This window comes from Nonomuraea aurantiaca (assembly GCF_020215705.1).
GTDB classification, from domain to species: Bacteria; Actinomycetota; Actinomycetes; order Streptosporangiales; family Streptosporangiaceae; genus Nonomuraea; species Nonomuraea aurantiaca.
On sequence record NZ_JAIWNB010000002.1, the window covers coordinates 628,948 to 652,998 of the forward strand.

A 24,051-nucleotide genomic window follows, 5' to 3' on the forward strand; every position below is an offset into this window, starting at 1 on the left:
CGCAGAGACGCCGGGCGGGCCTGACCTGCGTGGCGTCTCTGGCTCGGCAGCGGCGAGGGTGGATGCGCGTAGTTCGTGGTCTGGTCGTGGTGATGTTGGCGGGGGCGGTAGTGGCAGGCCCCCTTGATCATCTGGACGCCGTCGCCAGCGCGCGACACGAGAGCACGGACACCACCCTTCGAGAACAGAGCACGCACGGGGTCCCCGAGGAGAGGTCCGCTCTCGCGCTGGCCCGCCGGGACAGCCGGCCGGTCGAGGTGGAGGCGATGCGCACCGAGACGCGCCAGGTCTTCGCCCAGCCGGGCGGCACCCTCCTCATGGAGCAGTACGCGCGGCCGGTACGCGTCCGCCAGGCGGGCGGCTGGGTGGCCGCGGACCCGGCACTCCGGTTTCAGCCGGACGGGACGATCGCCCCGGTCGCCACATCGGTGGACCTCCGGTTCTCCGGCGGGGGCGGCGCGCCGCTCGCCCGGATGGCCCGCGGCGGCAAGGCACTGGAACTCAACTGGCCGGGGCAGCTGCCCAAGCCGACGCTGAGCGGTGACACCGCGACCTACGCCGAAGTGCTCCCCGGCGTGGACCTCCAGGTGAAGGCGGACGTCGACGGCTTCTCGCATCTCCTGGTGGTCAAGTCGCGGGCGGCGGCCGAGAACAAGGTCCTGACCGAGCTGAGCTTCCCGATCTCGACCACCGGCCTGTCGATGAAGTCCACCGAGGGCGGCAACCTCGAAGCCAACGACGCGAACGGCGGCACGATCTTCACCGCCTCGCCGCCGATGATGTGGGACTCCTCCGGATCCTCGGCCGCGCGCACGTCGGCCGCAGGGGAGGGCTCACCTGCGGAGGCCCGGCACGAGGTGATGGGCCTGCGGCTCGTGGGCAAGAAGCTGATGCTCAAGCCGCACCGCGGCATGATCGAGGACCCGGCGACCCGCTATCCCGTCTACCTGGACCCGTTCTTCTCGGCGGCCCGGGGCGCGTGGACCTCCGTGTGGAGCAACAACCCCACCTCCAACTTCCTGAACGCCAACGACGTCGCCAGGGCGGGACACGTCCCCGGGCAGACCAACCGCTCGTTCTTCCAGATGAGCACCGGCACGGCCATCCACGGCAAGCAGATCCTCAAGGCGACGCTGCGGACGTACGAGACGTGGTCCTACTCGTGCACCAAGCGGCCGGTCGAAGCCTGGTCCACCGGTGCGATCAGCAAGACCACCACCTGGAAGGTCCAGCCGGCGTGGAACAGGATGCTGTCCACCGTGAACGTGGCGAAGGGCTGGGGATCGGCCTGCCTGCCGGGCGGTGTGGAGTTCGACGTCACGTCCATGGCGGCCGAGGCGGCCACGAAGAAGTGGTCCACGATGACGATCGGGCTCCGGGCCACGGACGAGGCGGACAACTACGGCTGGAAGAAGTTCAAGAACAACCCCAGCCTGGTGATCGAGTACAACTCGCTGCCGTCCGTTCCTGTCGCGGCGGACGTGTGGTCCGACCCGGGAGGCGGCTGCGTCTCCGGCGACGCGCGGCCGGTCATCGGCGGCGCGACGCCGAAGCTGTGGGCCAAGCTGCGTGACGTCGACAACTCGGTCAAGGGCCGGTTCGAGTGGTCGACCGCGGCCGGGGTGAAGGTCGGCGAGTACGTCACCGGGCTGCAGAGCACGGGCAGCGCCTTCTACGCGCAGGTTCCCGCGGGCGCCTACGCCGACGGCTCGGTGATCCGCTGGCGGGTCCGCGCCGAGGACGGCAAGGCCACCAGTGAGTGGGGCCCCTGGTGCGAGGCCACGGTCGACGCCTCCGCCCCCGGCAAGGAGCCGGGCGTGACGTCGCCGCAGTACCCCGAAGGCGGCTGGAACGACGGCGTCGGCCGGGCCGGCTCCTTCACCTTCACCCCCAACGGCGTCTCCGACGTCGCCACCTACGTCTACGGGCTCGACACCACGCCGAAGGCGGAGGTCGCGGCCGGTCAGGCGGACGGTACGGCGACCATCCAGCTGACCCCGCGGCACGACGGCCCCAACGTGCTGTCGGTACGCAGCAAGGACCGCGCCGGACAGCAGGGCCCGATCCGTACCTACCTGTTCAACGTCAACGCGGGCACCGGCCCCGACGGCCACTGGGCACTCGACGAGGGCCAGGGCACTGTGGCCGCCGACCGTACGAGCGCCCACCACGCCACCCTGTCCGGCCAGGCCACCTGGACGACCGGCAAGACCGGACTGGGCCTGCGGCTCGACGGGACGAGCGGCCAGGCGCAGACCAACGGCCCCGCCGTGTCCACCCAGCGCAACTTCACCGTCACCGCCTGGGCGCGGCTGACCAGCACGAACGCCACCGCGACCGCGGTCAGCCAGGGCGGTAGCCGGGCCGGTGGCTTCGCGCTGCAGTACTCCAAGGCCGACGACCGCTGGGCGCTGAGCCGTACCGTCGCGGACGCCGACGGGGCGCAGAACGTGCGCGCGCTGTCTGCGGCGGCGCCGAGACTCGGCGAGTGGACCCACCTCACCGGCGTCTACGACGCGGCGGCCAGGGACCTGTCCCTGTACGTCAACGGACGGCTGGAGTCGACGGTCCCGTTCACCCAGCCGTGGGACGCGACCGGGGCGCTTGCCATCGGCAGGGGGACGGTCAACGGGGCGGCGGCCGAATTCTGGCCCGGCGACCTCGACGAGGTCCGGGTCTACGGGCGGGCCATGTTCGCCGACGAGGTCGCCGACCTGGTGAACAGCGCCGCGACGCTGGTCGGGCACTGGAAGCTGGACGAGGAGTCCGGCACCACCGCCGCCGACTCCTCCGGCAAGGGCTCGGCCGCGATGCTGGCCGGCGCCGCGAACTGGGGTGAGGGCTGGCTGGACGGCGCGCTGGGGCTCGACGGGGTCACCGGCCACGCGCAGGCCGGCGCGCCCGCCGTCAACACCAAGGCCGGGTTCACCGTCGCGGTCTGGACGCAGCTCGACTACCTGCCCACCCGCGACGCCGCCGCGGTCTCCCAGTCCGGCAGCCGGGCCAGCGGCTTCCAGCTCGGCTTCGACAAGGAGCAGGGACGGTGGGTGCTCGGCATGGCCGCCGCCGACACCGACGCCGCCGCGCTGGTGCGCACGCGGTCCGACGCCGTACCCGCGCCGATGGAGTGGACCCATGTGGCCGGGGTCTATGACCCGCTGCAGGGCGAGCTGCGCGTCTACGTCAACGGCCGCCTGTCGACCAGCACCATCACCGACCACGTAAGCGCGTGGAACGCCACCGGCCCGCTCCAGCTGGGACGGGCCAAGACCGCGGGCGTCTTCGCCGGCTACTGGCCGGGGACCGTGGACGACGTCCGCACCTATGACGGTGTGCTCAACGCCGAACAAATCTCCCAACTAGCCGCCCAGTAACCCCCCATATAGACCGGGAGAGGTCGAAATGGATCAACCGAGCGAGTTAGACCTGCCTGAAGCCCACTGGAATCGTTTACAGCAACCTGCGAAACGGTCGTCGTGGCCCCGCCGGCTGGCGGCCACACTGACCGTGGTCATGGTCTCGACGCTGGTGTCGGGGATGCCCGCCCAGGCCGCGACCCGTTCCGCGCCGAACGTGCAGAAAGAGACGCCGGTAAGCGGGAAGAAGGTCCCGGTGCTGCCGGCGCTGGCTGATCCGGCGCAGAAACAGGCGTGGAAGGCGCCGCCTGGCACGACCTGGCCCAAGGCGCAGACGGTCGAGCTGACCACGACCGGCGACGCGCAGGCCAGATCGCTCGGCGCCGACACCTTCCCGATCCGCCTGGCCGCCCCCAAGTCCGGTACGAAAACAGCCAAGGCGGCCGCGTCTCCCACCCCCGCCCGCGTCGAGCTGCTGGACCCCGCCCAGACCCAGCGGGCCGGCCTGCTCGGCCTGGCCCTGCGGGTGTCACCAGGGCAGGGACTGACTGCCAAGAGCGGGAAGACCCGCCTGGCCATCGACTACTCGGGCTTCCGCTACGCCTCCGGCGGCGACTACGGCGCCCGGCTGCGGCTCGTCCGGCTGGACGAGTGCGTACTGACCGCCACCGCGACCGGCTGCCCGCAGCCGCAGCCGGTGCCGGGCGACAACGACACCAAGGCGGGCACGCTGACCGCCGACGTGGACATGCCGGCGATGTACGCGCTGGCGGCGGCCCCTTCGGGCTCGTCGGGCGACCACGGGTCCACCTCGCTCGCCCCCTCGGCGCAGTGGAGCGTCGGCGCCCAGTCCGGCGACTTCAGCTGGGGTTACGAGCTGCGCGCGCCGCCCGCGCTGGGCGGCGACGAGCCGGACCTGTCGATCGACTACTCCTCCCAGAGCGTGGACGGCCGCACCGCCTCCACCAACAACCAGCCCTCCTGGGCCGGTGAGGGCTTCGAGCTGAACCCCAGCGGCTACGTCGAACGCCGCTACAAGTCCTGCATGATCGACGGCAAGAAGACCGGCGACCTGTGCTGGGACCAGGACAACGCGACGCTCTCCCTCGGCAACTCGGCCGTCGAGCTGGTCAAGGACGCCACCACCAAGCAGTGGCGGCCCAAGCGCGACGACGGCACCCGGATCGAATACCTCACCGGAGCGGTGAACGGCGACAACAACGGTGAGTACTGGCGCGTCACGACCGAAGACGGCACCCAGTTCACCTTCGGCCTGAACCGCCTGCCCGGCTGGGCCACCGGCAAGCCGGAGACGAAGTCGGTCCAGACCGTCCCGGTGTTCGGCAACAACAGCGGCGAGCCCTGCTACTCCAGCACCCCGGCCAACGCCTGGTGCCAGCAGGCCTACCGGTGGAACCTGGACTACGCGGTGGACACCCACGGCAACGCCACCACCTACTGGTACGCCCTGGAGAACAACTACTACGGCCGCAACATGAAGCCCGAGCTGGGCACGCTGTACGCGCGCAGCGGCTACCTCACCCGCATCGACTACGGCTACCTGCAGAACGAGCTGTTCACCAAGGCGCCCGCGGCCCGCGTGGTCTTCGACGTGGCCGAGCGCTGCCTGCCCAGCGGGACGATCACCTGCGCCGCCGACCAGCTCAAGAAGGAGACCGCGAGCAGCTGGCCGGACGTCCCGTTTGACCAGATCTGCGACTCCGGCGTGAAGTGCACCGACCGCCTGTCGCCGACCTTCTTCACGCGCAAGCGGCTGGCCAAGGTCACCACCCAGGTGGTCAACACCGACACCGCCAAGTGCGGGGGCGCGCAGTACTGCCCGGTGGACTCCTGGACGCTGACGCACCAGTTCCCCGCCACGGGTGACGGCCTCAGCCCGTCGCTTTGGCTGGCGTCGATCCAGCAGAGCGGCCATGTGGGCGGCACGATCACGCTGCCCAAGATCACCTTCACCGGTGTCCAGCTGCCCAACAGGGTGGACGCCAACGAGGGCCGCGCCCCGCTGGTCAAGTGGCGCGTACAGGCCGTCAACAACGAGAGCGGCGGCGAGCTGCGCGTCAACTACGCCCCGGCCGACTGCAAGCCGGGCGATCTGCCGGCCGCCGACAAGAACACCAGGCGTTGCTTCCCGCAGCGCTGGGCCCCGCAGAACGAGGCCGAGGTCACCGACTGGTTCCACAAGTACGTGGTGACGCAGACGGTGGAGGCCGACCGGGTCGCGGGCTCGCCGAACGTGGTCACCGACTACGAGTATCTGGACGGCGGCGCCTGGCGCTACGCCGAGAACATCCTCGTCAAGCCCGAGCACCGCACGTGGTCGGACTGGCGCGGGTTCGGCCGGGTACGGGTGCGCGAGGGCGACGGCCAGGACACCAAGCGCACGCTCACGGAGTTCAGGTACTTCCGCGGCATGGACGGCGACCGTCAGGCCGACGGCTCCAAGCGCAGCGCGCAGGTCGTGGACACCGAGGGCGGCAAGCTGGACGACCTCGACCAGCTTGCCGGGTTCGAGCGCGAGGAGATCCTCTACGACGGCGACGGCGGGTCCATCCTGACCGCGACCGCCGAGGAACCGTGGTCACTCAAGACCGCCGAGTCCACGCAGGGCGGCGTCACCAAGACCGCGTACGCGGTCGAGCCCAAGTCGATGATCACCCGCACCGCGTTGAGCGGCGGCAAGTGGCGGCGCACCGGCGAGGAGCGCGCGTACGACGCCAAGGGCCTGCTGACGCAGGTGGAGGAGAAGGGGGACCTGGCCAGCGCCGACGACGACCAGTGCACCCGCTACACCTACGCCCGCAACGACACGGCCTGGATGATCGACTACACCAGCAGGATCCAGAAGGTCGCCGCCGGCTGCGGCACCGGCGTGTCCGCGCTGGCCGCCGGTGACGTGATCTCCGACCAGCGGGTCCAGTACGACGGCAAGGCGTACGGCCAGGCACCGAGCAAGGGCGACGTGACCGCGGTCCAGCTCGCCACCGGTGACGGCACGACGACCACCGACAGCACCCACACCTACGACACCTACGGCCGCGAGACCAGCGAGACCGACGCGGTCGGCACCAAGTCCGTGACCACCTACACCCCGGCCGCGGGCGCCCCCGCGACGGAGATCAAGGAGACCAACCAGCTCGGCCACGTCGACCGCACCCTGCTCGAACCGGCCTGGGGCGAGCCCGTCGCCGAGATCGACGCGAACAACCGCCGCATCGACATGGAGCACGACGCGCTCGGCCGCCTGATCAAGGTCTGGCAGCCCGACCGGAGCAAGGCGTCCGGCCAGTCGCCGAACACCGAATACTCCTACCTGATGCGCAACGACGGCCCCAGCGTCGTCACCACGAAGACGCTGCGCGCGGACGGCGGCTACACCACCAGCCACGAGCTGTACGACGGCCTGATGCGCGAGCGCCAGACCCAGGAGCCCGCGCCGCGCGACGACCAGACGCAGGACCCCGCGCTGCGTGACGGGCGCACGATCACCGACACCGTCTACAACTCGCTCGGCGAGGCGGCCAAGTCCAACACCGGCTACTTCGCCACCGGAACGCCGTCCACCGAGCTGCTCGCGGTGGCCGACGCCGACGTGCCGACCCAGGTCGTGTCGTCCTTCGACGGCGCGGGCGACGTCAACGCCCAGGTCCTCAAGGCGAAGGGCGTGGAGAAGTACCGGGTCAGCGCCACGCAGGAGGGCGACCGGATCCACGTGACGCCGCCGCCGGGTGGCACCGCGACGACCCGCATCGGCGATGCCGACGACCGCCTCATCGAGCTGCGCCAGTACAAGGGCGCGACCCCGACCGGCGAGTACGAGTCCACCAAGTACACCTACGACCCGGCCGGACAGCTGTCCACCGTGACCGACCCCGCGGGCAACGTGTGGCGCCACCACTACGACCTGCGCGGACGGGAGATCAAGACCGAGGACCCCGACAAGGGCGTCACCTCGATGACCTACAACGACGCCGACGAGCTGGTCACCACCACCGACGCCCGCGGCAAGACCCTCTGGTACGGCTACGACGAGCTGGGCCGCAAGAAGGAGCTGCGTGACGGCTCCGCGACCGGTCCGCTGCTCGCCGAGTGGAAGTACGACGAGCTGGCCAAGGGGCACATGAACGCCAGCATCCGCTACGCGGGCGGGCAGGCGTACAAGGCGGAGATCAACGCCATCGACACGAGCTACCGCTCGCTGCGCCAGACCGTCACCGTCCCCGAGCGGGAGGGCAAGCTGGCCGGTTCGTACGTGCTCAACACCCGCTACACGCTCGACGACCAGGTCCAGTCCGTCAGCTTCCCCGCAGGTGGCGGCCTGGCGGAGGAGTCGGTCGTCTACTCCTACGACGAGCTGAGCCAGCCGACCAAGGTCACCGGCCTGTCGTCGTACGTGACCGCGACCCGTTACTCCAAGCTGGGCGAGACCCTGCAGTACGAGCTGGGCACCGGAGGCAAGAAGACCTGGCTCACCTACACCCACGACGAGGCCACCCGCAGGCTGACCAGGATGCGGCTGGACAGGGAGAGCGCGGCGGCCACCGATCTCGACCTCAACTACACCTACGACGCCGTGGGCAACGTCACCAAGATCGCCGATCGGGCGGGCGGCCAGGACACGCAGTGCTTCAAGTATGACCATCTGCGCCGCATGACCTCGGCGTGGACGGCCACCGACGACTGCGCCAGCGGCACCCCGCAGTCGGACAAGATCGGCGGTGTGGCCCCCTATGCGACCAGCTACACCTACGACGCCACCGGCAACCGGACCAAGGAGACCAAGCACGCCTGGGGCGGCGCGGCCGAATCCGTCCGCACCTCCACCTACCCGGCGGCCGGCGGCAAGCAGCCGCACGCGCTCCAGAGCGTCGGGGCGGACGTGTTCGCCTACGACGAGGCGGGCAACACCACCAGGCGCAAGGTCGGCAACTCGGACCAGAGCCTGGTCTGGGACGCCGAGGGCAACCTGGAGTCGGTGACAGAGGCGGGCAAGACGACCTCGTTCGTGTACGACGCGGACGGCGAGCGGCTGCTCCGCAAGACCACGACCGACGCCACCCTGTACGTCGACGACATGGAACTGCGCTTCGACTTCGCCAAGGACGCGGTCGAGCAGACCCGCTACTACACCATCAACGACCAGCCCATCGCGGTCCGCACGCCGGACAACCAGGTCTACTTCCTGGCCAACGACCACCAGGGCACCGGTCAGGCCGCGGTCAACGCCGGCACCGGCGAGCTGGCCATCAGGAGGATGACGCCGTTCGGCGAGGACCGGGGATCGCCACCACCGTGGTGGCCCGGCCAGCGCGGCTTCGTCGGTGGCGGCAACGATCCGACGACCGGGCTGGTCCACCTCGGGGCCCGCGAGTACGACCCGAAGAACGGCCGCTTCATGTCGGTCGACCCCATCATCGACGAGGAGGACCCGCAGCAGCTCAACGCCTACGCCTACGCCAACAACAGCCCCGTCACCATGAGCGACCCCGACGGGCAGCTGTTCTGGATCGCCGTCGGCATCGCGGCCAGGATCGCGGCGCGGATCATCGCCAGGAAGCTGGCCCAGGCCGCGGCCAGGCGAGCGGCACTCGCGGCGGCACGGGCGGCGGCCAGACGCGCGGCCATCGCGGCGGCCAAGCGCCGCGCGGCGGCGCTGGCCAGGAAGAAGGCCCTGGAGCTGGCCAAGAAGAAGGCCGCGGCGGCGGCCAAGAAGAAGGCGCTGGCGGCGGCCAGGAAGAAGGCGGCCGAGAAGGCCAAGAAGGCCGCGGCGGCGGCGGCGAGACGACGGGCCGCGGCGGCGGCGAAACGGCAGGCCAGAAGGGAGGCCGCGGAAGCGGCGGCGAAGAGGCGGGCCGCGGCGGCGGCCAGGGCGCGAAACCACCGGGCCGGCCGGCTCCCGCGCGGGATCCAGCAGGCGCGGCAGCGTCCGGCGCACCGGCCGACCAGCCAACGGGCGGTACAGCGGCAGTCGCCGCCCAGGGCGAGCCGGCAGCCGGCACAGCCAAGACCGAGCCAGGTCTATCGCAACGACGGCACCACCCAGCCGACCCAGTCCTACACCGTCTACGGCAACGGCCGGATGTACCCCGAAGGCCGGCCGCCGACGAACCTCCCGGCGCGCGGCGGCTCCGGACAGGCAGAGAAACAGCTCTGGCGGAATGAGGAGATCGAGTTGACCAGGAGGTCCGGCGCGATCGCCGAACTGGGCGCCCGAAGCCAGAAGATCGTGGACAACGTCATCGACACGATCGACACCATCCTGGGCGGCTTGGGTTAGCACTCTGTTCAGCCGATGATGGACCGGCGCGGGGCTCTCGCAGCTCCGCGCCGGTGGCGTTCCCGGACCCCGGTCCATAGAATCTTGTTCGGTTCCGAGGCGGGGAGGCCCCCATGGGCGCGTTCGATCTCAGCGGTAAGCAGGCTCTGGTCACCGGCGCGTCGAAGGGGATCGGGCGGGCCATCGCGCTGGCCTACGCCGAGGCGGGGGCCGACGTGGCGCTCGTGTCCCGCTCGGCCGACTCTCTGGCCGAGGTCGCCAAGGAGGTCGAGGCGCTGGGCCGGCGCGCCGTCGTCCTGCCCGCCGACCTCACCGACCGCGACGCGGCCGTGGGCGCCGTGGCGGGGGCGATCGACGGGCTTGGCCACCTCGACATCGTCGTCAACAACGCCGGTGGGTCGAACTTCCTCGTCGAGTTCAAGGATCTGCGGCTGTCCGGCTGGGACAAGATCATCCGGCTCAACCTCGACTCGACCATGGCCGTCTGTCACGCGGTGGCGCCCCACCTGCTGGGCCGGGGCGCCGGCTCGGTCATCAACGTGGCGTCGGTGGCGGCGCTGGGCGCGCCCTTCCTCGCCTCCTACGCGGCGGCGAAGGCGGGGGTGGTGGCGCTGACCAAGACCCTGGCCGTGGAATGGGCGCGGGCCGGGGTGCGGGTCAACGCCCTGTGCCCGGGGTGGACGGCCACCGGCCTGAATCGGAACCTGTGGGAAGATGCCGCGGCGAACGAGGCGACGGTGTCCAGTGTCCCGATGCGCCGTTGGGGGACAGTGGAGGAAATGGCCCATCCAGCAGTTTTCCTGGCTAGTCCGGCTTCTGCCTATATGACGGGTCAGGTGCTGTTCATCGATGGGGGCGCGACGGCCATCGGGTAGGGCGGCGATGGTCAAGAAAGCGCACGTCACGGCGCTCAGCCGGGGAAGCGGACGAGCGTTTCCCTGGAGGGGCCCTGGCCGTGTATGGCGGGTGGGGCCGGCCACTGCCAGCCGTAAAAAAGACTGGTATTACAGAAAGCGGTCAGCACGGCGGCGAATATCGGCATAAGCCGTGCAGTGATTGTCGGGGCGAAGAGGTCTACCGTATCGTCCGTGCAGCTTTACACGAGATCAGCCGGTACGGGACTCCCGGTCGTACTGCTTCACGCCTTTCCGCTCTCGTCGGCCATGTGGCTGGCGCAACGGGAGGGGTTGGCCAGGTCATGCCGGGTGATCACGCCTGACCTGCGCGGCTTCGGGGGGTCGCGGCTGGGGGAGGAAGAGCCGTCGGTCGAGGTGATGGCCGACGACGTCGCCAGGTTGCTCGACGGAGAGGGGATCGACCGGGCGGTCGTCGGCGGCCTGTCCATGGGCGGCTACGTGACGATGGCGTTCTGCCGTCGCCATCCCGACCGGGTGCTGGGCGTGATACTCGCCGACACCAAGGCGAGCCCGGATCCCGAGCCCGCCCGCGCGAACAGGGAGCGCATCGCCCAGGCGGTCCTGTCCGACGGCAGCGCGGTGCTCGTGTCCGAGGTGCTGCCCGCACTGATCGGGCCCACCACCAAGGAGCGCCGGGCCATGGTGTTCGGGCGGGTCAAGGGGCTCGTGCAGTCGGCTCCGCCCGGCGCGGTGGCGTGGGCGCAGCGGGCCATGGCCGGGCGGCCCGACTCCTTCGACACTCTGGCCGCGCTGAAGGTGCCGCTGCTGGTCGTGGTGGGGGAGGAGGACGAGCTGGCGACCGTGGCCGACGCGGAGGCGATGGCGCGGGCCGTACCCGATGGCCGGCTGGAGATCATCCCGAAGGCCGGGCACCTGTCGGCGGTCGAGCAGCCGGAGGCGTTCAACGCGGCCGTGGCGGAGTTCCTCGACACCGAACTCGGCGGCGCCACCCGACCTCGCTGACGGCCCGCACCGCGTCCGACGCCCGCACCGCGTCCGACGGCCCGCACTGCGTCCGACGGCCCGCACTGCGTCCGACGGCCCGGCCTGTGTCCGTCGGCCCGCAGCGGGCCGACGGGCGGTCAGGCGCGGGCTTGGCGGGGGAGGACGAACTCGCGGATGATCAGCGCGATGGCGGCCGCGACCGGGATGGCCACCAGCGCGCCCACGATGCCGAGCAGCGCGCCGCCGAACAGGGCGGCGATCACCGTGACCGCGGGCGCCACGTCCACGGAGCGCTTCATGACGCGCGGGTAGATCAGGTAGTTCTCGACCTGCTGGTAGATCACGAAGAACACCGCGCACGCGATCCCCACGGGCAGCGACTGGAGCAGCCCGACCCCCGTCACCAGCACCGCTCCGATGGTGGCGCCGACGAGCGGGATCAGGTCCGTGAGCGCGACCACCAGCGCCAGCGCCAGCGCGTACTTCACGCCCACGATCGACAGGAAGATCCAGGTCAGCACGCCCGCGATGACCGAGATGAGGACGTTGCCCGCGACATAGCCGCCGATGCCGTCGAGAATCTGCTCGGTGATCTCACCGGTCCGCTCCCGCCGGGAGGCCGGGACCAGCTTGAGCATGTACGACTTGATGGTGTGCAGGGAGCCCAGGAAGTAGAGCATGAGCACCAGCAGCGTCACCGTGGTGAACACGCCGTCCAGCACCACCAGCCCCGCCCCCACGACCCCGCTGGCCAGCGAGGGCCCCAGCTCGCTGGTGACGAACGTGGCCAGCTTCGGCAGGATCTGGTAGTCGGCGTCGAGCTGCCGGAGCGTCGGATGGTTGCTGAGCTCGGTCACGTAGCCGGGCACGGCCGCGATGAACTCGGCCAGCTGCTTGCTCACCGGCGGCACCACGGCCAGCCCGAACAGCGCGAACGCCACGATCACCCCGGCGAACACGATCGAGATCGCTCCCCGCCTGGCCAGCCCGCGCCGCTGCAACGCTTCCACGGCCGGGTTCAGCCCGACCGCCAGGAACATCGCCACCACGATCAGGACGATCACGCTCAACGAGCTGACGACCATCTGCGCGATCGCGATCGCGGTCAGCACGCCCAGCCCGCCGATCAGCCCGAACGTGAACGGCCCCCGGGACAGCGGCAGCGCGTACGGCGGGGGCTTGGCGACGTCCGCCACGGCAGGGGATTCGGCTTCTGCTGACACGGGGGACTCCTGGGGATTGCGACAAACCACGGCGGTCATGGACACATGCCGTCCGGAACAACAAAGAGAGCCTAGCGACCCCAAGGTCACCAGGCTCTCTTCAGCCGTCAGCCCACCCCCGTGTAGTCGGTCGTGTGACGGCTACTCCTGCCACCACTCCGCGTCGTCCTCGCCCTTGGCCTCCGCCTTGGCGGCGGCCGGTGCGGGCTGGGCGGCGGGCTTGTCGCCGACCGGTGCCGGTGCCGCGATCGCCGGCTTCGGCGGAGCCGCCGTGACGGCGGGCTCGGGCTCCATGCCCGGCAGAGCGGCGCCACCGAGCAGCTGGCGCAGCTGCGCCAGGTGGCTGGTGATGCTGTCGCGCTGGCGGGTGAGCTCGTCGACCTGGCGCTGCATCGCGCTGCGCGTGCGCTCGGCGTCGTTCTTCGCCTCGGTCACTATGGTGTCGGCGCTGGACTTGGCCTCGGCGACGATCGTCTCGGAGCTCTTGCGGGCGTTGGCGACCAGCTGCTTGGCGTGCAGGTCGGCCTCGCGCCTGGTCTGGTCGGCCTGCTGGGTGGCCTTCGTGGCCCGCGACTCGGCCGTGGCCGCGCGCTGCTCGGCCTCGGCGACCAGCTTCTGGGTGTTGGCCTGCGCGGTGGCGTGGCGCTCGGCCTCCTGGCGCTCGGCCTCCTCGCGCCGCGACGCGAGCTGGATCTCGAACTCCGCCTCGTCCTGCGCCCGCTTGGCCTCGGACTCCTCCAGCACCCGCTGAGCCTGCGCCCGCATCTCGTCGGCCTGCCGCTTCGCGGTGGTCAGCACCTCGTCGCGCTCGCGCTTGGTCGAGGCCCGCAGCTGCGCCACTTCGCGCTCGGTCGTCGTGCGCAGCTTGGCGATCTCACGCTCGGCGTCGGCGCGCTTCTCCGCCACCTCGTGGTCGGCGGTGGCCCGCAGCTTGGCGACCTCGCGCTCCGTGGTGTTGGTCAGCTCGTCGGCCAGACGGCGAGCGGTCGAGCGGGTCTCCTCCGCGTCGCGCTCGGCGCTGGTGCGCATCTCGTCGCTCTCACGCGTCGCCTGCGCCCGCTTGTCGGCGGCCTCGGCCTCGGCGGCGGCCCGTACGTCGGCGGCCTCGACCTTGGCGGCGGCCTTGATCTCGTTGGCCTCGGACCGCGCGGCCTGGACGAGCTCGGTGGCCTGCTCTTCGGCCAGGCGCAGCAGTTGCTCGATGCGGGCGCCGAGACCGGAATAGGTCGGGCGCTCCTGCTCCTGCAACTGGCGCTGGGAGTCGGATAGATCGCGCTGCAGGGACGTCACCTGCTCGCGGGACTGGCGGAGCTCACCGTCGAGCTGCTTCAGATGATCGTGGACCTGATGGCGGTCATAACCACGCAGCACGACGTCGAACTCGCGTGCTGGGGCATCCTCGAAGAAATTGTTGAGCTGGGCGTCGATGTCGGACTGCATGGAGGCTCGATCCTGGGTTGTCGAGACGGCTACACGGGCCGGACGGGGGGTTCGGGACAGCCGAGCCAGGAGCCTGTGCCTCGCGGCAGGCGCCTTGTCCGGTGGAAAGCCAGCGTACTCCGCCAGTGCCGCCTGAGAAGCCCCGTCCGACTATCTGCGTGACTAGTTACATACGAGCAGTTTTGGGGTTTGCTGGGGACTCGGCGGCCTGTACGAGCTCAGTGAGCATTCCTCCCACGTCCTTGGGGTGCACAAACGCGATCTCCGACCCCATCGAGCCGTGTCGCGGGCGCTCATCGAGCAGCCGCACGCCCTTGCCCGCCAACCGATCCATCGTCTCGGCCACGTCCGGCACGCCGAACGCCACGTGATGCACCCCCTCGCCCCTCTTCGCCAGGAACTTTCCCACCGGCGTGTCAGGGGACAACGGCTCCAGCAACTGAATGTAGGAGCTCCCACCGGCGCCATCGGCGATGTGGAGCATGGCCTCCCGGACCCCCTGCTCCTCGTTCACCTCGCGCGCCACGACGGTCAGCTCGAACGTGTCCGAGAATAGCGCGATCTTGGCGTCGAGGTCGTGACAGGCGATACCGATGTGGTCGATCCGCATGAACATGTGTGGCCTGCCTCCATAGCGAGCTTGCACCTACTCGTGGGTATGGTGTCAAAGAACCCCTCACGTGCACAGGAGGCCGTCGCCATGTCTGGGTCCGTCATCGTAGCCGGAGCTCGTACGCCGATCGGCAGACTGCTCGGTGCCCTCTCCGGGCTGCCCGCCGTGGAGCTCGGGGGCATCGCCATCAAGGCCGCCCTGGAACGCGCCGGCGTGTCGCCGGAGGACGTCGAATACGTGATCATGGGCCAGGTGCTCCAGGCGGGCGCCGGCCAGATCCCCTCCCGCCAGGCCGCGGTCAAGGCGGGCATCCCCATGACCGTCCCCTCGCTCACCATCAACAAGGTCTGCCTGTCGGGGCTCGACGCCATCGCCCTGGCCGACCAGCTCATCCGCGCGGGCGAGTTCGACATTGTGGTGGCGGGCGGCATGGAGTCGATGACGAACGCGCCGCACCTGCTGCCGGGCATGCGCAAGGGCGTCAAGTACGGCGGCGCCGAAGTGCTCGACTCGATGGCGCACGACGGGCTGTTCTGCTCCTTCGACCAGTGCGCGATGGGCGAGTCCACCGAGCGCTACAACGCCCGGCTGGGCATCGGCCGCGAGGAGCAGGACGAGGTCTCCGCCCGCTCGCACCAGCTGGCCGCCGCGGCCACGAAGAACGGCGTGTTCGAGGACGAGATCGTGCCGGTGGAGATCCCGCAGCGGCGTGGCGAGCCGGTGGTGGTCAAGGAGGACGAGGGCGTTCGCGGCGACACCACCGTGGAGACGCTGGCCCGGCTGCGGCCGGCGTTCGCCGCCGACGGCACGATCACGGCCGGTTCGGCCTCGCAGATCTCCGACGGCGCCTGCGCCGTGGTCGTGATGTCCAAGGCCAAGGCCGAGGAGCTGGGGCTGCCCTGGCTCGCGGAGATCGGCAGGCACGGCAACGTGGCGGGGCCCGACACCTCGCTGCAGTCGCAGCCGGCCAACGCCATCAAGCAGGCCCTGGCCAAGCAGGGCCTGAGCGTCGGCGACCTCGACCTGGTGGAGATCAACGAGGCGTTCGCCAGCGTGGTGCTCCAGTCGGCCAAGGAGCTGGGCCTGCCCCTCGACCGGGTCAACGTCAACGGCGGCGGCATCGCGCTCGGCCACCCGATCGGCGCCTCGGGCGCCCGCATCGTGCTCACGCTGGCCCACGAGCTGAAGCGCCGGGGCGGCGGCCTGGGCGCGGCCGGGCTGTGCGGCGGCGGCGGTCAGGGCGACGCGCTCATCATCCGCGTACCCGCCTAGACGCGTCCTTCGCATACGCGGAAGGGGTGAGAGCTCGGCTCTCACCCCTTCGGCTTACGGAGGTAGGTAGGCCCGGCCGCGAGGGAGGTTGCGGCCGGGCTTCTTGGCGGTGGTCATGAGGAGAGGAATCTGGCGAACACCGAGCGGTGACGACGCTCGGCCTTCTGTCCCTTCAGCGCCTCGCGTACCCGGCGGTGCTCAGCCGCGGCCTCGCGCAGCTCGTCCGCGTGGTTCTTCATGACGACGTATTCGAGTTCGGCGTTCATCCGAATGCTCCCGTGTTCTTTCGGTTCTCTTCCCTGGCACTTTCAAGATTGCTCCTAAGGCCCCTGCCGCCACATCGGGCGGATGCCCTATCTGTGGTCTTAGGGCGACATGAGGAGATACCTAGGGCGCCGGTCGGAGGACCTAAGGCACTTAGGGCTGGTCGGCGAACTTCACCGTCACCTTGGTGAACCCGAGCGACTTGAGCATCCCTTCGAGCATGGCCTTGGTGTTGGTGTCGGCGCGCGCCCGCAGGTCGCTGGCCGCCGCGGCTTCGGCGATCTTGGTCTCGGCCAGGACGTACAGCTCTCGCTGGTCGTCCGGAGACGACGACAGGAAGCCCTGTACGCGGTCCAGCAGCCCGCGCTGCTGGGCGAAGACGTAGGAACGCCGGTTGTCGAGGTTCGGCTTCTCCAGTTGCGCGCGGGGCAGGCGGATCGTGGCCTCCTTACGGTCCTTCGAGACCGTCACGCCGTTGGCCGCCATGGCGGAGAAGTCGACATAGGCGTCCACGTTGCCCGCTCCCACGAACAGCGTGCGGCTGCCCTTGATGGCGTCGGGCAGGAAGCGGGCGTCCTTCTCCAGGTCGACCACGACCTGGAAGTTTCCGGTCGCCGCCTCGAACCGGCTCAGGTCCTTGATGGACTGCAGGAGCACCGGCTGGCTGCGGTCGATGGTCTGCTCACCGAACGGGTTGAGCCAGGTCCAGGCCAGGCGGCCGCCGACCACGAGCAGAACCGTCACGACCAGGAATCCGGCCAGATATCGCCACCTGCGGCGCCGCTGCGGGGTGACCGCCGGGGGCGCCGTTTGGGAAGTCGTCATGCCGGTTGACTACCCGACGATCGATCATCATTGCCAGCTTTTAGGTGACATCTCCGATCCCCAGTCGGCAGACCCCTCATCGTCGCTGGGGTTCGGATAGACCGGATAGACCTGTGGCGAGCCCGTCGAGGCCGCCACCGGAGCCGCTGCGGCCCCCGCGGGCCCGCCGCCGAAATGGGTGCTCGACAGCTTGCACGCCTGGAAGTCGCTGAAGAACATGCGCAGCCACTCGCGCCGCTGGTGCTCGCTCAGCCCGGAGAACCAGGCCGCCGCGTACTGGTGCTCCGGCAGCGGCCCGCCCGGCAGCGGCTCGCCGCGGAGCCAGGCCACCACGATCTCGCGGTAGCCGCCGGCGGGCGTGTCGGGGCACTTGGCGGCCAGCGACTCGACGTACTCGTACACGGCCTCGTCGGCGAAGCCCGCCGACAGGTCCGGCACGTGGATCTGCGCGAGCCCCGCGGATGGCTGCAGGGGCTCTTCCAGCGGCCGTTGTTCGACCCGGGTGAACCCGGCGGGCGTGCCCGCCAGCCTCGAAGCGATCTTGGTGAAGGCCGCGCCCAGCTCGGTCAGGCCCGCGCGCATGCCCGGATGCAGGCAGACCGTGATCGGCCAGTCCTGGCAGCTGTAGGCGATCCCCTGGGCGGCGGCGGGCTTGGTCGCGCCCAGCAGCCGGGCCACCCCCGTGCCCGCGGCGAGCACGGCCAGCAGCGCGCACGCCAGCACCAGGGCCTGCCTGGTCACCACCGCCGCCCAGCCGAGCAGCAGCGCCGCCGCGATGCCCAGCAACCAGACCGTCTGGTCGAGGAACGCCGTGCCGCCGAGCCCCTGGAACAGGTCGTACGGCTCGCCCGTGCCGGGCGCCAGCTTGTCGGCCCAGCCCCGGCCGCCGGCCAGCCAGCTGAACAGCCCGTAGCAGGCCAGCCCGGCCAGCGGCGGCGTGTAGGCCCTGGGCAGCAGCCAGCCCGTGATCCACCCGATCACCGAGTAGAGGGCCAGCCCGGCCATGCCCACGCCGAGTCCGGCCAGGCTCAGCCGCCCCGACTGCTCGGTGAGCACTGTCTTGATGGCCAGCACCAGCACGGTCGCGCTGAACGAGCCCAGCACCACCACGACGATCGCCAGCGGGGCCTTCAGCGCCCGCCAGGTCGTCAGTGAGCGGCCGCGCAGCGCTCTGCGCTTGCGCATCGCCACCCACGCGGCGAAGGCGGCGGCCACGGGCCCGGTCAGCCGGAGCGAACCGATGACCGCGGCCACGATATTTTCCCACGCGTCTACGCCAGGAATCAGGACGCTCCACGCCGCGAGCAAGCCGAGCGCAAGGAGCACGGCAACCGTGACGGCCGCGCTCTGCTTCAACTCCTCACGTGAAACGCCCGCGTGCTCACGCACCCGTTTTTCCATTGAAGATCACCAAGCACCCCCCGTGCTCCGTGTCGGCGCGGCGGAAGCGATTCGGTTCAGGCCGGTCCCCACGGCGAGTGAACTTGGCTTCCGCGTCACCATCGATGCGAGAACCATAACGGAGCGTGATGATTGACGTCCGGATTCTTGGTCAAGCCGTGAGTCCGATCGCTCTCCGTAACCATACTAATCAGGACGAGCGGCGCGCTACCGTAGCGCTGTGTCGCAGCCCAAGCCGCTCAATCTGCCGTTCGATCCCATCGACCGCGCCGCGGAGACCTGGCGCGCTCACTTCGGGGCCTCCTCCGCCATGGCCGCCGTCACTTCGATCATGAGAGCCCACCAGATCCTGCTGTCGCAACTCGACTCGCTCCTCAAGCCGTACGAGCTGACCTTCGCCAGGTACGAGGCCCTGGTGCTGCTGACCTTCAGCAGGGCCGGCGCCCTTCCGCTGTGGAAGATCGGCGAGCGGCTCATGGTGCATCCGACGAGTGTGACCAACACCATCGACCGGCTGGAGAGGTCGGGATTCGTCTGCCGGATGCCCAATCCGCAGGACGGCCGCGGGGTGCTCGCCGAGATCACCGACGCGGGACGTGAGGTCGTACAACGGGCCACGGCCGATCTGATGGCGGCGGACTTCGGTCTCACCATGTACGGCGAGGACGAGCTGCGGCAGCTCTTTGACCGGCTGCGCACGCTGAGGGTGGCGGCGGGTGACTTCTCCGCGGCGTCCATGCGGCAAGATGAGGAGCATGGCGGACTTCTCTAGGCCTGGGTCGCTCTACGGAGCCGTTGATCTGGGCGCGCGAAAGCAGGCACTCGAGGCACAGTCCCGGCGGGAGGCCGGGGGTCCCCAGGCGGCCGCGTCAGGCTCGATCGTCGACGTGACCGAGGAGACGTTCACTACCGAGGTCATCGACCGCTCGATGAGCGTGCCGGTCGTCCTCGACCTCTGGTCTCCACGTGCTCCCGGCAGTGCCCAGCTCAGCCCGGTGCTGGAGAAAGTGGTCGGCGACATGGGCGGCCGGGTGATCCTGGCCAAGGTCAACGTCGACGGCAGCCCGCAGATCGCGCAGGCGCTGCGGGTGCAGGCGGTGCCCACCGTGCTGGCCATCTTCCAGGGACAGGCGGTCACCGGCTTCCAGCAGGTGCTGCCCGAGCAGGAGGTGCGCCGCTGGCTCGACGAGCTGATGGGCGCCGTCGAGCAGTTCTACCAGGCCAACCCCGACGCCCGGCCGGCGGAGGTGGGGGAGCAGCAGGACGAGCCCGCGGGCCCGCCCGCCGACCCCGACGTGCTGGCCGCCGAGGAGGCCGTCGACAAGGGCGACCTCGACGCCGCCGAGGCCGCCTACCAGCGGTTGCTGGCCCGCTCGCCGGCCAACGAGGACGCGAAGATGGGGCTGGCGGGCGTCGGCCTGATCAAGCGGACGGCCGACGTCGACCCGGCCGACGTGCAGCGTCGCCTGCAGGACCCGGCCGACATCGACGCCCAGCTGCTCGCGGCCGACCTGGAGATGCTGTCGGGCGCGATCGACGAGGCGTTCGACCGGATCATCGGCGTGGTCAAGCGCACCTCGGGTGACGACCGGGACAAGGCCCGGCGCCACCTGCTCGGCCTGTTCGACGCGCTACCCGCCGAAGACCCATCTTTGGCCAAGGCACGTAGAGCTTTGTCCAACGCGCTGTTCTAACCTGGACATATGCGGGTCGTCACGATCTCGGCGACATACGGCACGGCCGGTAGCCACATAGGCCCGGCCGTGGCCGAACGCCTGGGCGTGCCCTTCGTCGACCGGGCCATCCCCAGCGCCGTCGCCGAGGAGCTCGGCTGCACGCTGGAGGAGGCGCTGGCCCACGACGACCGGGCCGAACACGGCCTCGGCAGGCTGCTGTCCGGCGCGATGCGGCTGCCGACGGTCACCTTCGGCGGCGTCGACATGTACGTCCCCGGCGCGATGCCGATCGCGCAGGAGGAGTTCGTCCGCCGTACCGAACGCCTGCTCGTGGACACGGCGCGGGACCGGGGCGGGGTCTTCCTGGGCAGGGCGGGGGCCCTCGTGCTCGCCGACCATCCCGGCGCGCTGCACGTCCGGCTCGACGCTCCGCTGAAACGCCGGGTGCGGCAGACCGCCACGCTGGGCGAGCTCAGCGAGCGCGAGGCGCGCAAGATCGTCGAGGACAACGACCGCGCGCGCACGGCGTACGTACGCCACTTCTACCGGGCGGATCCGGGGGATTCGTCCCTATATCACCTTGTTATTGATAGTACGAGCATTCCTGTGGCGACGTGCGTAGATTTGATCGCGACGGCGGCCGAGGCACTGGACTGACCGAACCCGCCCTACCATGGGATAACTTCTTGGTCAGTCCCGAAGGAGCAATTGACGTGGCGACCGTCCCTAGTGTCTCGTACTCCATCACCGTGCGGCTTGAGGTGCCCGCAGGCGGCAAGGCCGTCAGCCAGCTCACCCACGCCGTAGAGTCGGCGGGTGGTGTGGTCACCGCGCTCGACGTCACCAACGCGGGCCACGAGAAGCTGCGCATCGACGTCACCTGCGCGGCCAGGGACACCGACCACGCGCAGGCGATCGTCGACCAGCTCGAATCCGTCGACGGCGTGGTCATCCACAAGGTCTCCGACCGCACCTTCCTCATGCACCTCGGCGGCAAGATCGAGATGGTGTCGAAGGTGCCGCTGCGCAACCGCGACGAGCTGTCCATGGCCTACACCCCCGGTGTGGCGCGCGTGTCGATGGCCATCGCGCGCAACAAGGAGGACGCGCGGCGCCTGACCATCAAGCGCAACACGGTCGCCGTCGTCACCGACGGCTCCGCCGTGCTCGGCCTGGGCAACATCGGCCCGGAGGCGGCGCTGCCGGTCATGGAGGGCAAGGCGGCCCTGTTCAAACGCTTCGCGGGCATCGACGCCTGGCCGATCTGCCTCGACACGCAGGACGTCGACGAGATCGTCCGCACGGTCCAGGTCATCGCGCCGGGCTTCGGCGGCATCAACCTCGAGGACATCGGCGCGCCGCGCTGCTTCGAGGTCGAGCGGCGGCTGCGCGAGCTGCTCGACATCCCGGTCTTCCACGACGACCAGCACGGCACCGCCATCTGCGTGCTGGCCGCGCTCACCAACGCGCTGCGCGTGGTGGGCAAGCCCATCGAGGGCGTCAAGATCGCTATGGCGGGCGCGGGCGCGGCGGGCAACGCGGTGCTGCGCCTGCTGCTCGCGGCGGGCGCGCGCAACGTCGTGGTCTGCGACTACCTCGGCGCCGTGCACAAGGGCCGCGACGACCTCGACGAGTCGCTCCGCTGGATCGCCGACCACACCAACGCCGAAGGCTACTCGGGCGACCTGCGCGGGGCGGTCAAGGGCGCCGACGTGTTCATCGGGGTGTCCGCGCCGGGCATCCTGACCGGCGACGACATCGCCACGATGGCCGACGGCGCGGTGGTGTTCGCCCTGGCCAACCCGGAGCCCGAGGTGTCGCCCGACGACGCCCGCGAGCACGCGGCCGTGGTGGCGACCGGACGCTCCGACTATCCCAACCAGATCAACAACGTGCTGGCGTTCCCGGGCGTGTTCCGCGGCCTGCTCGACGCCCAGGCGACCGAGGTGAGCCAGGAGATGCTGCTGGCCGCGGCGCACGCGCTCGCGGCCGTGGTGTCTCCGGAGGAGCTCGGACCCAACTACATCGTGCCGAGCGTGTTCCACCCGGACGTGGCGACGGCGGTGGCCGCCGCCGTCCGCGACTCGGCGGGCGGCCGGGCGAGGGGCTTTACAGAAGCCTAATAAAGATCATTTTCTTTTACGGCAAGCCGCTCCCACCGCCACCCGCCGACCGGGGTTGAGGGCCTCCAGGAAGACGGCCGCTGACCGGTGCGTGGCCGGGCGCCGTTACGGCGTCCTCTGGGCCGGTGGCGGCACTTTCGGGATCGCCGGGATGATGCGGTAGTCCGCCCGGAGGGTGAGGTTGGGGGTCGGCCCGGAGGGTGAGGCTGGGCGTCGGCCGCGCTGTCGCCCGCGGGGTCGGTGACTGGGCCCTGGCGCCCGCCTCGTCGAAGACGTTCAGCGGCCGGCTAACTTCGTGACGTCATGAAGGGTCTTCCCTTCTGATCGCGCTGTGGGCGGCCATGGCCAGGACCAGGGTCGCGTTGATCAGGACCGCGGTCATCACTCCTTGCAGGATCGTGCCCATGGCGGCCGTCGCTATCGCGCTCATGATCGGGATGCCCATGGTGATGCCGACCTGCTGCGTCATGGTGGCGAGGCCCGTGGCCAGGCCCTGCTCCGAGCCGGGCAGGCCCGAGGTGGCGGTCACCATGAACGCGACGATCGCCAGCATGTTGCCGATGCCGCCGACGAAGGTGGCCACCAGGAGGAGCCAGATCCAGCCCGCCTCCGGGCCGAGCAGAGCCAGCGCCGCCGTCGCCGCGGCCTGCACCGCGAAGCCGGTCGCCAGTGTCCTGCGGTTGCCGAGGCGGGACAGCACGCGCGGGGCCGCGAGCCCGCCGAGTACCGTGCCGAGCCCGAGCACGCCGAACGCCAGCCCCGTGGCCAGGGGCGAGTAGCCGAGGACCTTCTGCAGGTAGAGGGTCATGAGGAAGACCAGCGAGGTCTCCGTGGCGAACGCGACCAACCCCGCCAGGTTCCCCCACTTCACCGAGGCCCTGGCCAGGATCGTCACCGGCACCAGCGGTGCCTGCGCCCGCCGTTCGACGAACCAGAATGCGAGCAGCAGCCCCGCCCCCGCCAGCAGCCCGCCAATCGCGGCCGGGTCGGCGAAGCCGTGTTCACCCGCGCGGGTGAGCCCGTACACCAGGGCCAGCAGGCCCGTGGTCACCGTCACCGCGCCCGGCAGGTCCATCTTGGGCCGGTCCGCGAGGCGGCTCTCGGCGGGCAGGGCCGGGGCGGCGGCCAGGACGGCGAGCGCGACCGGCACGTTCACGAAGAACGCCCACCGCCAGCTCAGCAGATCGGTCAGCAGCCCGCCCAGGATCGCGCCGGAGGTGAAACCTGCCGACATCAGTGCCCCGTTCAGCCCCAGCGCCCGCGCCCGCAGCGGCCCTTCGGGAAACGAGGTGGTCATCAGCGCCAGGGCGGCCGGGGTGACGGCGGCGGTGGCCAGCCCTTGGGCCACCCGGGCGACCAGGAGCATGCCGTGCGAGGTGGCCAGCCCGCCGGCCAGCGAGGAGAGCCCGAGCAGCGCCATCCCGCCCAGGAACAACCGGCGCCGCCCGAACAGGTCCGCGATCCGCCCGAACAGCAACGTGAACCCGGCTGCCGCGAGCGCGAACGCGGTCGCCACCCACTGCAGGTCGGCCAGTTCGAACCCGAGTCCGGCGCCGATCACCGGCAGGGCGACGTTCAGGATGGAGAAGTCGACGGCGAGCATGAACTGGGAGCCGAGCAACAGCACCAGGACCAGCCGCTGCCGCCCGGTCATCCGGACGGCCTGCAAGGTCACGGTCATGTCATCCCCCTAATGGGTCT

The 24,051-nt window shown here is 70.4% G+C and carries 16 protein-coding genes; 9 read left to right on the plus strand and 7 right to left on the minus strand.

Annotated elements, in window-relative coordinates; all coding sequences use genetic code 11:
* Positions 1–62: 62 nt before the first annotated feature.
* The 4 genes from LDL49_RS08475 to LDL49_RS08495 all read left to right on the plus strand — a co-directional run bounded on the left by LDL49_RS08475 (position 63) and on the right by LDL49_RS08495 (position 11,531).
* On the plus strand, positions 63–3,374 hold the full coding sequence (locus LDL49_RS08475; RefSeq protein ID WP_225290385.1) for a LamG-like jellyroll fold domain-containing protein: 3,312 nt from the start codon (positions 63–65) through the stop codon (positions 3,372–3,374).
* A gap of 139 nt (positions 3,375–3,513) precedes the next feature.
* Positions 3,514–9,651: an RHS repeat domain-containing protein gene (locus LDL49_RS56745; RefSeq protein WP_263654716.1), complete on the plus strand. Its 6,138-nt coding sequence runs from the start codon at positions 3,514–3,516 to the stop codon at positions 9,649–9,651.
* Between the two features lie 113 nt (positions 9,652–9,764).
* On the plus strand, positions 9,765–10,526 hold the full coding sequence (locus LDL49_RS08490; RefSeq protein WP_225290386.1) for an SDR family NAD(P)-dependent oxidoreductase: 762 nt from the start codon (positions 9,765–9,767) through the stop codon (positions 10,524–10,526).
* Positions 10,527–10,739: 213 nt separating this feature from the next.
* Positions 10,740–11,531: an alpha/beta fold hydrolase gene (locus LDL49_RS08495; protein WP_225290387.1), complete on the plus strand. Its 792-nt coding sequence runs from the start codon at positions 10,740–10,742 to the stop codon at positions 11,529–11,531.
* A gap of 119 nt (positions 11,532–11,650) precedes the next feature.
* Here LDL49_RS08495 and LDL49_RS08500 read toward each other — a convergent pair whose 3' ends face one another.
* The 3 genes from LDL49_RS08500 to mce all read right to left on the minus strand — a co-directional run bounded on the left by LDL49_RS08500 (position 11,651) and on the right by mce (position 14,792).
* Positions 11,651–12,736, minus strand: a complete 1,086-nt coding sequence (locus tag LDL49_RS08500) for an AI-2E family transporter (RefSeq protein ID WP_225290388.1) — start codon at positions 12,734–12,736, stop codon at positions 11,651–11,653.
* A gap of 141 nt (positions 12,737–12,877) precedes the next feature.
* Positions 12,878–14,176 carry a DivIVA domain-containing protein gene (locus tag LDL49_RS08505; protein ID WP_225290389.1) on the minus strand — a complete coding sequence of 433 codons (1,299 nt, stop codon included), beginning with the start codon at positions 14,174–14,176 and terminating at the stop codon, positions 12,878–12,880.
* Positions 14,177–14,342: 166 nt separating this feature from the next.
* On the minus strand, positions 14,343–14,792 hold the full coding sequence (gene mce, locus LDL49_RS08510) for a methylmalonyl-CoA epimerase (RefSeq protein ID WP_225290390.1): 450 nt from the start codon (positions 14,790–14,792) through the stop codon (positions 14,343–14,345).
* An 84-nt stretch (positions 14,793–14,876) separates the two neighbouring features.
* On the opposite strand from mce, the gene LDL49_RS08515 reads away from it, so the two are divergent.
* A complete protein-coding gene (locus LDL49_RS08515; RefSeq protein WP_225290391.1) occupies positions 14,877–16,061 on the plus strand; it encodes an acetyl-CoA C-acetyltransferase in 1,185 nt (394 codons plus the stop codon).
* Positions 16,062–16,174: 113 nt separating this feature from the next.
* Here LDL49_RS08515 and LDL49_RS08520 read toward each other — a convergent pair whose 3' ends face one another.
* From LDL49_RS08520 to LDL49_RS08530, 3 genes are all read right to left on the minus strand, one after another.
* Complete coding sequence (locus LDL49_RS08520; protein ID WP_225290392.1) at positions 16,175–16,327, minus strand: hypothetical protein; 153 nt, start codon at positions 16,325–16,327, stop codon at positions 16,175–16,177.
* Between the two features lie 151 nt (positions 16,328–16,478).
* On the minus strand, positions 16,479–17,150 hold the full coding sequence (locus LDL49_RS08525; protein WP_225290393.1) for a DUF4230 domain-containing protein: 672 nt from the start codon (positions 17,148–17,150) through the stop codon (positions 16,479–16,481).
* A 27-nt stretch (positions 17,151–17,177) separates the two neighbouring features.
* Complete coding sequence (locus LDL49_RS08530; RefSeq protein WP_225290394.1) at positions 17,178–18,539, minus strand: hypothetical protein; 1,362 nt, start codon at positions 18,537–18,539, stop codon at positions 17,178–17,180.
* Between the two features lie 232 nt (positions 18,540–18,771).
* Here LDL49_RS08530 and LDL49_RS08535 point away from each other — a divergent pair, with 232 nt between their 5' ends.
* Genes LDL49_RS08535 through LDL49_RS08550 form a run of 4 tightly spaced genes read left to right on the plus strand, consistent with a single transcriptional unit; the run spans position 18,772 to position 22,350 of the window.
* Positions 18,772–19,323, plus strand: coding sequence for a MarR family winged helix-turn-helix transcriptional regulator (locus LDL49_RS08535; protein WP_225290395.1), 552 nt, complete (start codon positions 18,772–18,774; stop codon positions 19,321–19,323).
* Positions 19,307–20,245, plus strand: a complete 939-nt coding sequence (locus LDL49_RS08540; RefSeq protein WP_225290396.1) for a tetratricopeptide repeat protein — start codon at positions 19,307–19,309, stop codon at positions 20,243–20,245. Before LDL49_RS08535 ends, LDL49_RS08540 begins: the two co-directional genes overlap by 17 nt.
* 9 nt (positions 20,246–20,254) lie before the next feature.
* Entirely contained in the window at positions 20,255–20,884 is a 630-nt protein-coding gene (locus LDL49_RS08545; protein ID WP_225290397.1) for a cytidylate kinase-like family protein, read from the plus strand.
* 56 nt (positions 20,885–20,940) lie between these two features.
* A complete protein-coding gene (locus LDL49_RS08550; protein ID WP_225290398.1) occupies positions 20,941–22,350 on the plus strand; it encodes an NAD-dependent malic enzyme in 1,410 nt (469 codons plus the stop codon).
* Positions 22,351–22,651: 301 nt separating this feature from the next.
* Here the strand turns inward: LDL49_RS08550 and LDL49_RS08555 are convergent, their stop codons facing one another.
* Complete coding sequence (locus tag LDL49_RS08555; protein WP_225290399.1) at positions 22,652–24,031, minus strand: MFS transporter; 1,380 nt, start codon at positions 24,029–24,031, stop codon at positions 22,652–22,654.
* Positions 24,032–24,051: the final 20 nt, after the last annotated feature.

Coding starts and splice junctions, on each gene's coding strand:
- LDL49_RS08475 (WP_225290385.1), top strand. CDS start 63: ATGCGCGTAGTTCGTGGTCTGGTCGTGGTGATGTTGGCGGGGGCGGTA.
- LDL49_RS56745 (WP_263654716.1), top strand. CDS start 3,514: ATGGTCTCGACGCTGGTGTCGGGGATGCCCGCCCAGGCCGCGACCCGT.
- LDL49_RS08490 (WP_225290386.1), top strand. CDS start 9,765: ATGGGCGCGTTCGATCTCAGCGGTAAGCAGGCTCTGGTCACCGGCGCG.
- LDL49_RS08505 (WP_225290389.1), bottom strand. CDS start 14,176: ATGCAGTCCGACATCGACGCCCAGCTCAACAATTTCTTCGAGGATGCC.
- mce (WP_225290390.1), bottom strand. CDS start 14,792: ATGTTCATGCGGATCGACCACATCGGTATCGCCTGTCACGACCTCGAC.
- LDL49_RS08515 (WP_225290391.1), top strand. CDS start 14,877: ATGTCTGGGTCCGTCATCGTAGCCGGAGCTCGTACGCCGATCGGCAGA.
- LDL49_RS08520 (WP_225290392.1), bottom strand. CDS start 16,327: ATGAACGCCGAACTCGAATACGTCGTCATGAAGAACCACGCGGACGAG.
- LDL49_RS08525 (WP_225290393.1), bottom strand. CDS start 17,150: ATGACGACTTCCCAAACGGCGCCCCCGGCGGTCACCCCGCAGCGGCGC.
- LDL49_RS08540 (WP_225290396.1), top strand. CDS start 19,307: ATGGCGGACTTCTCTAGGCCTGGGTCGCTCTACGGAGCCGTTGATCTG.
- LDL49_RS08545 (WP_225290397.1), top strand. CDS start 20,255: ATGCGGGTCGTCACGATCTCGGCGACATACGGCACGGCCGGTAGCCAC.
- LDL49_RS08555 (WP_225290399.1), bottom strand. CDS start 24,031: ATGACCGTGACCTTGCAGGCCGTCCGGATGACCGGGCGGCAGCGGCTG.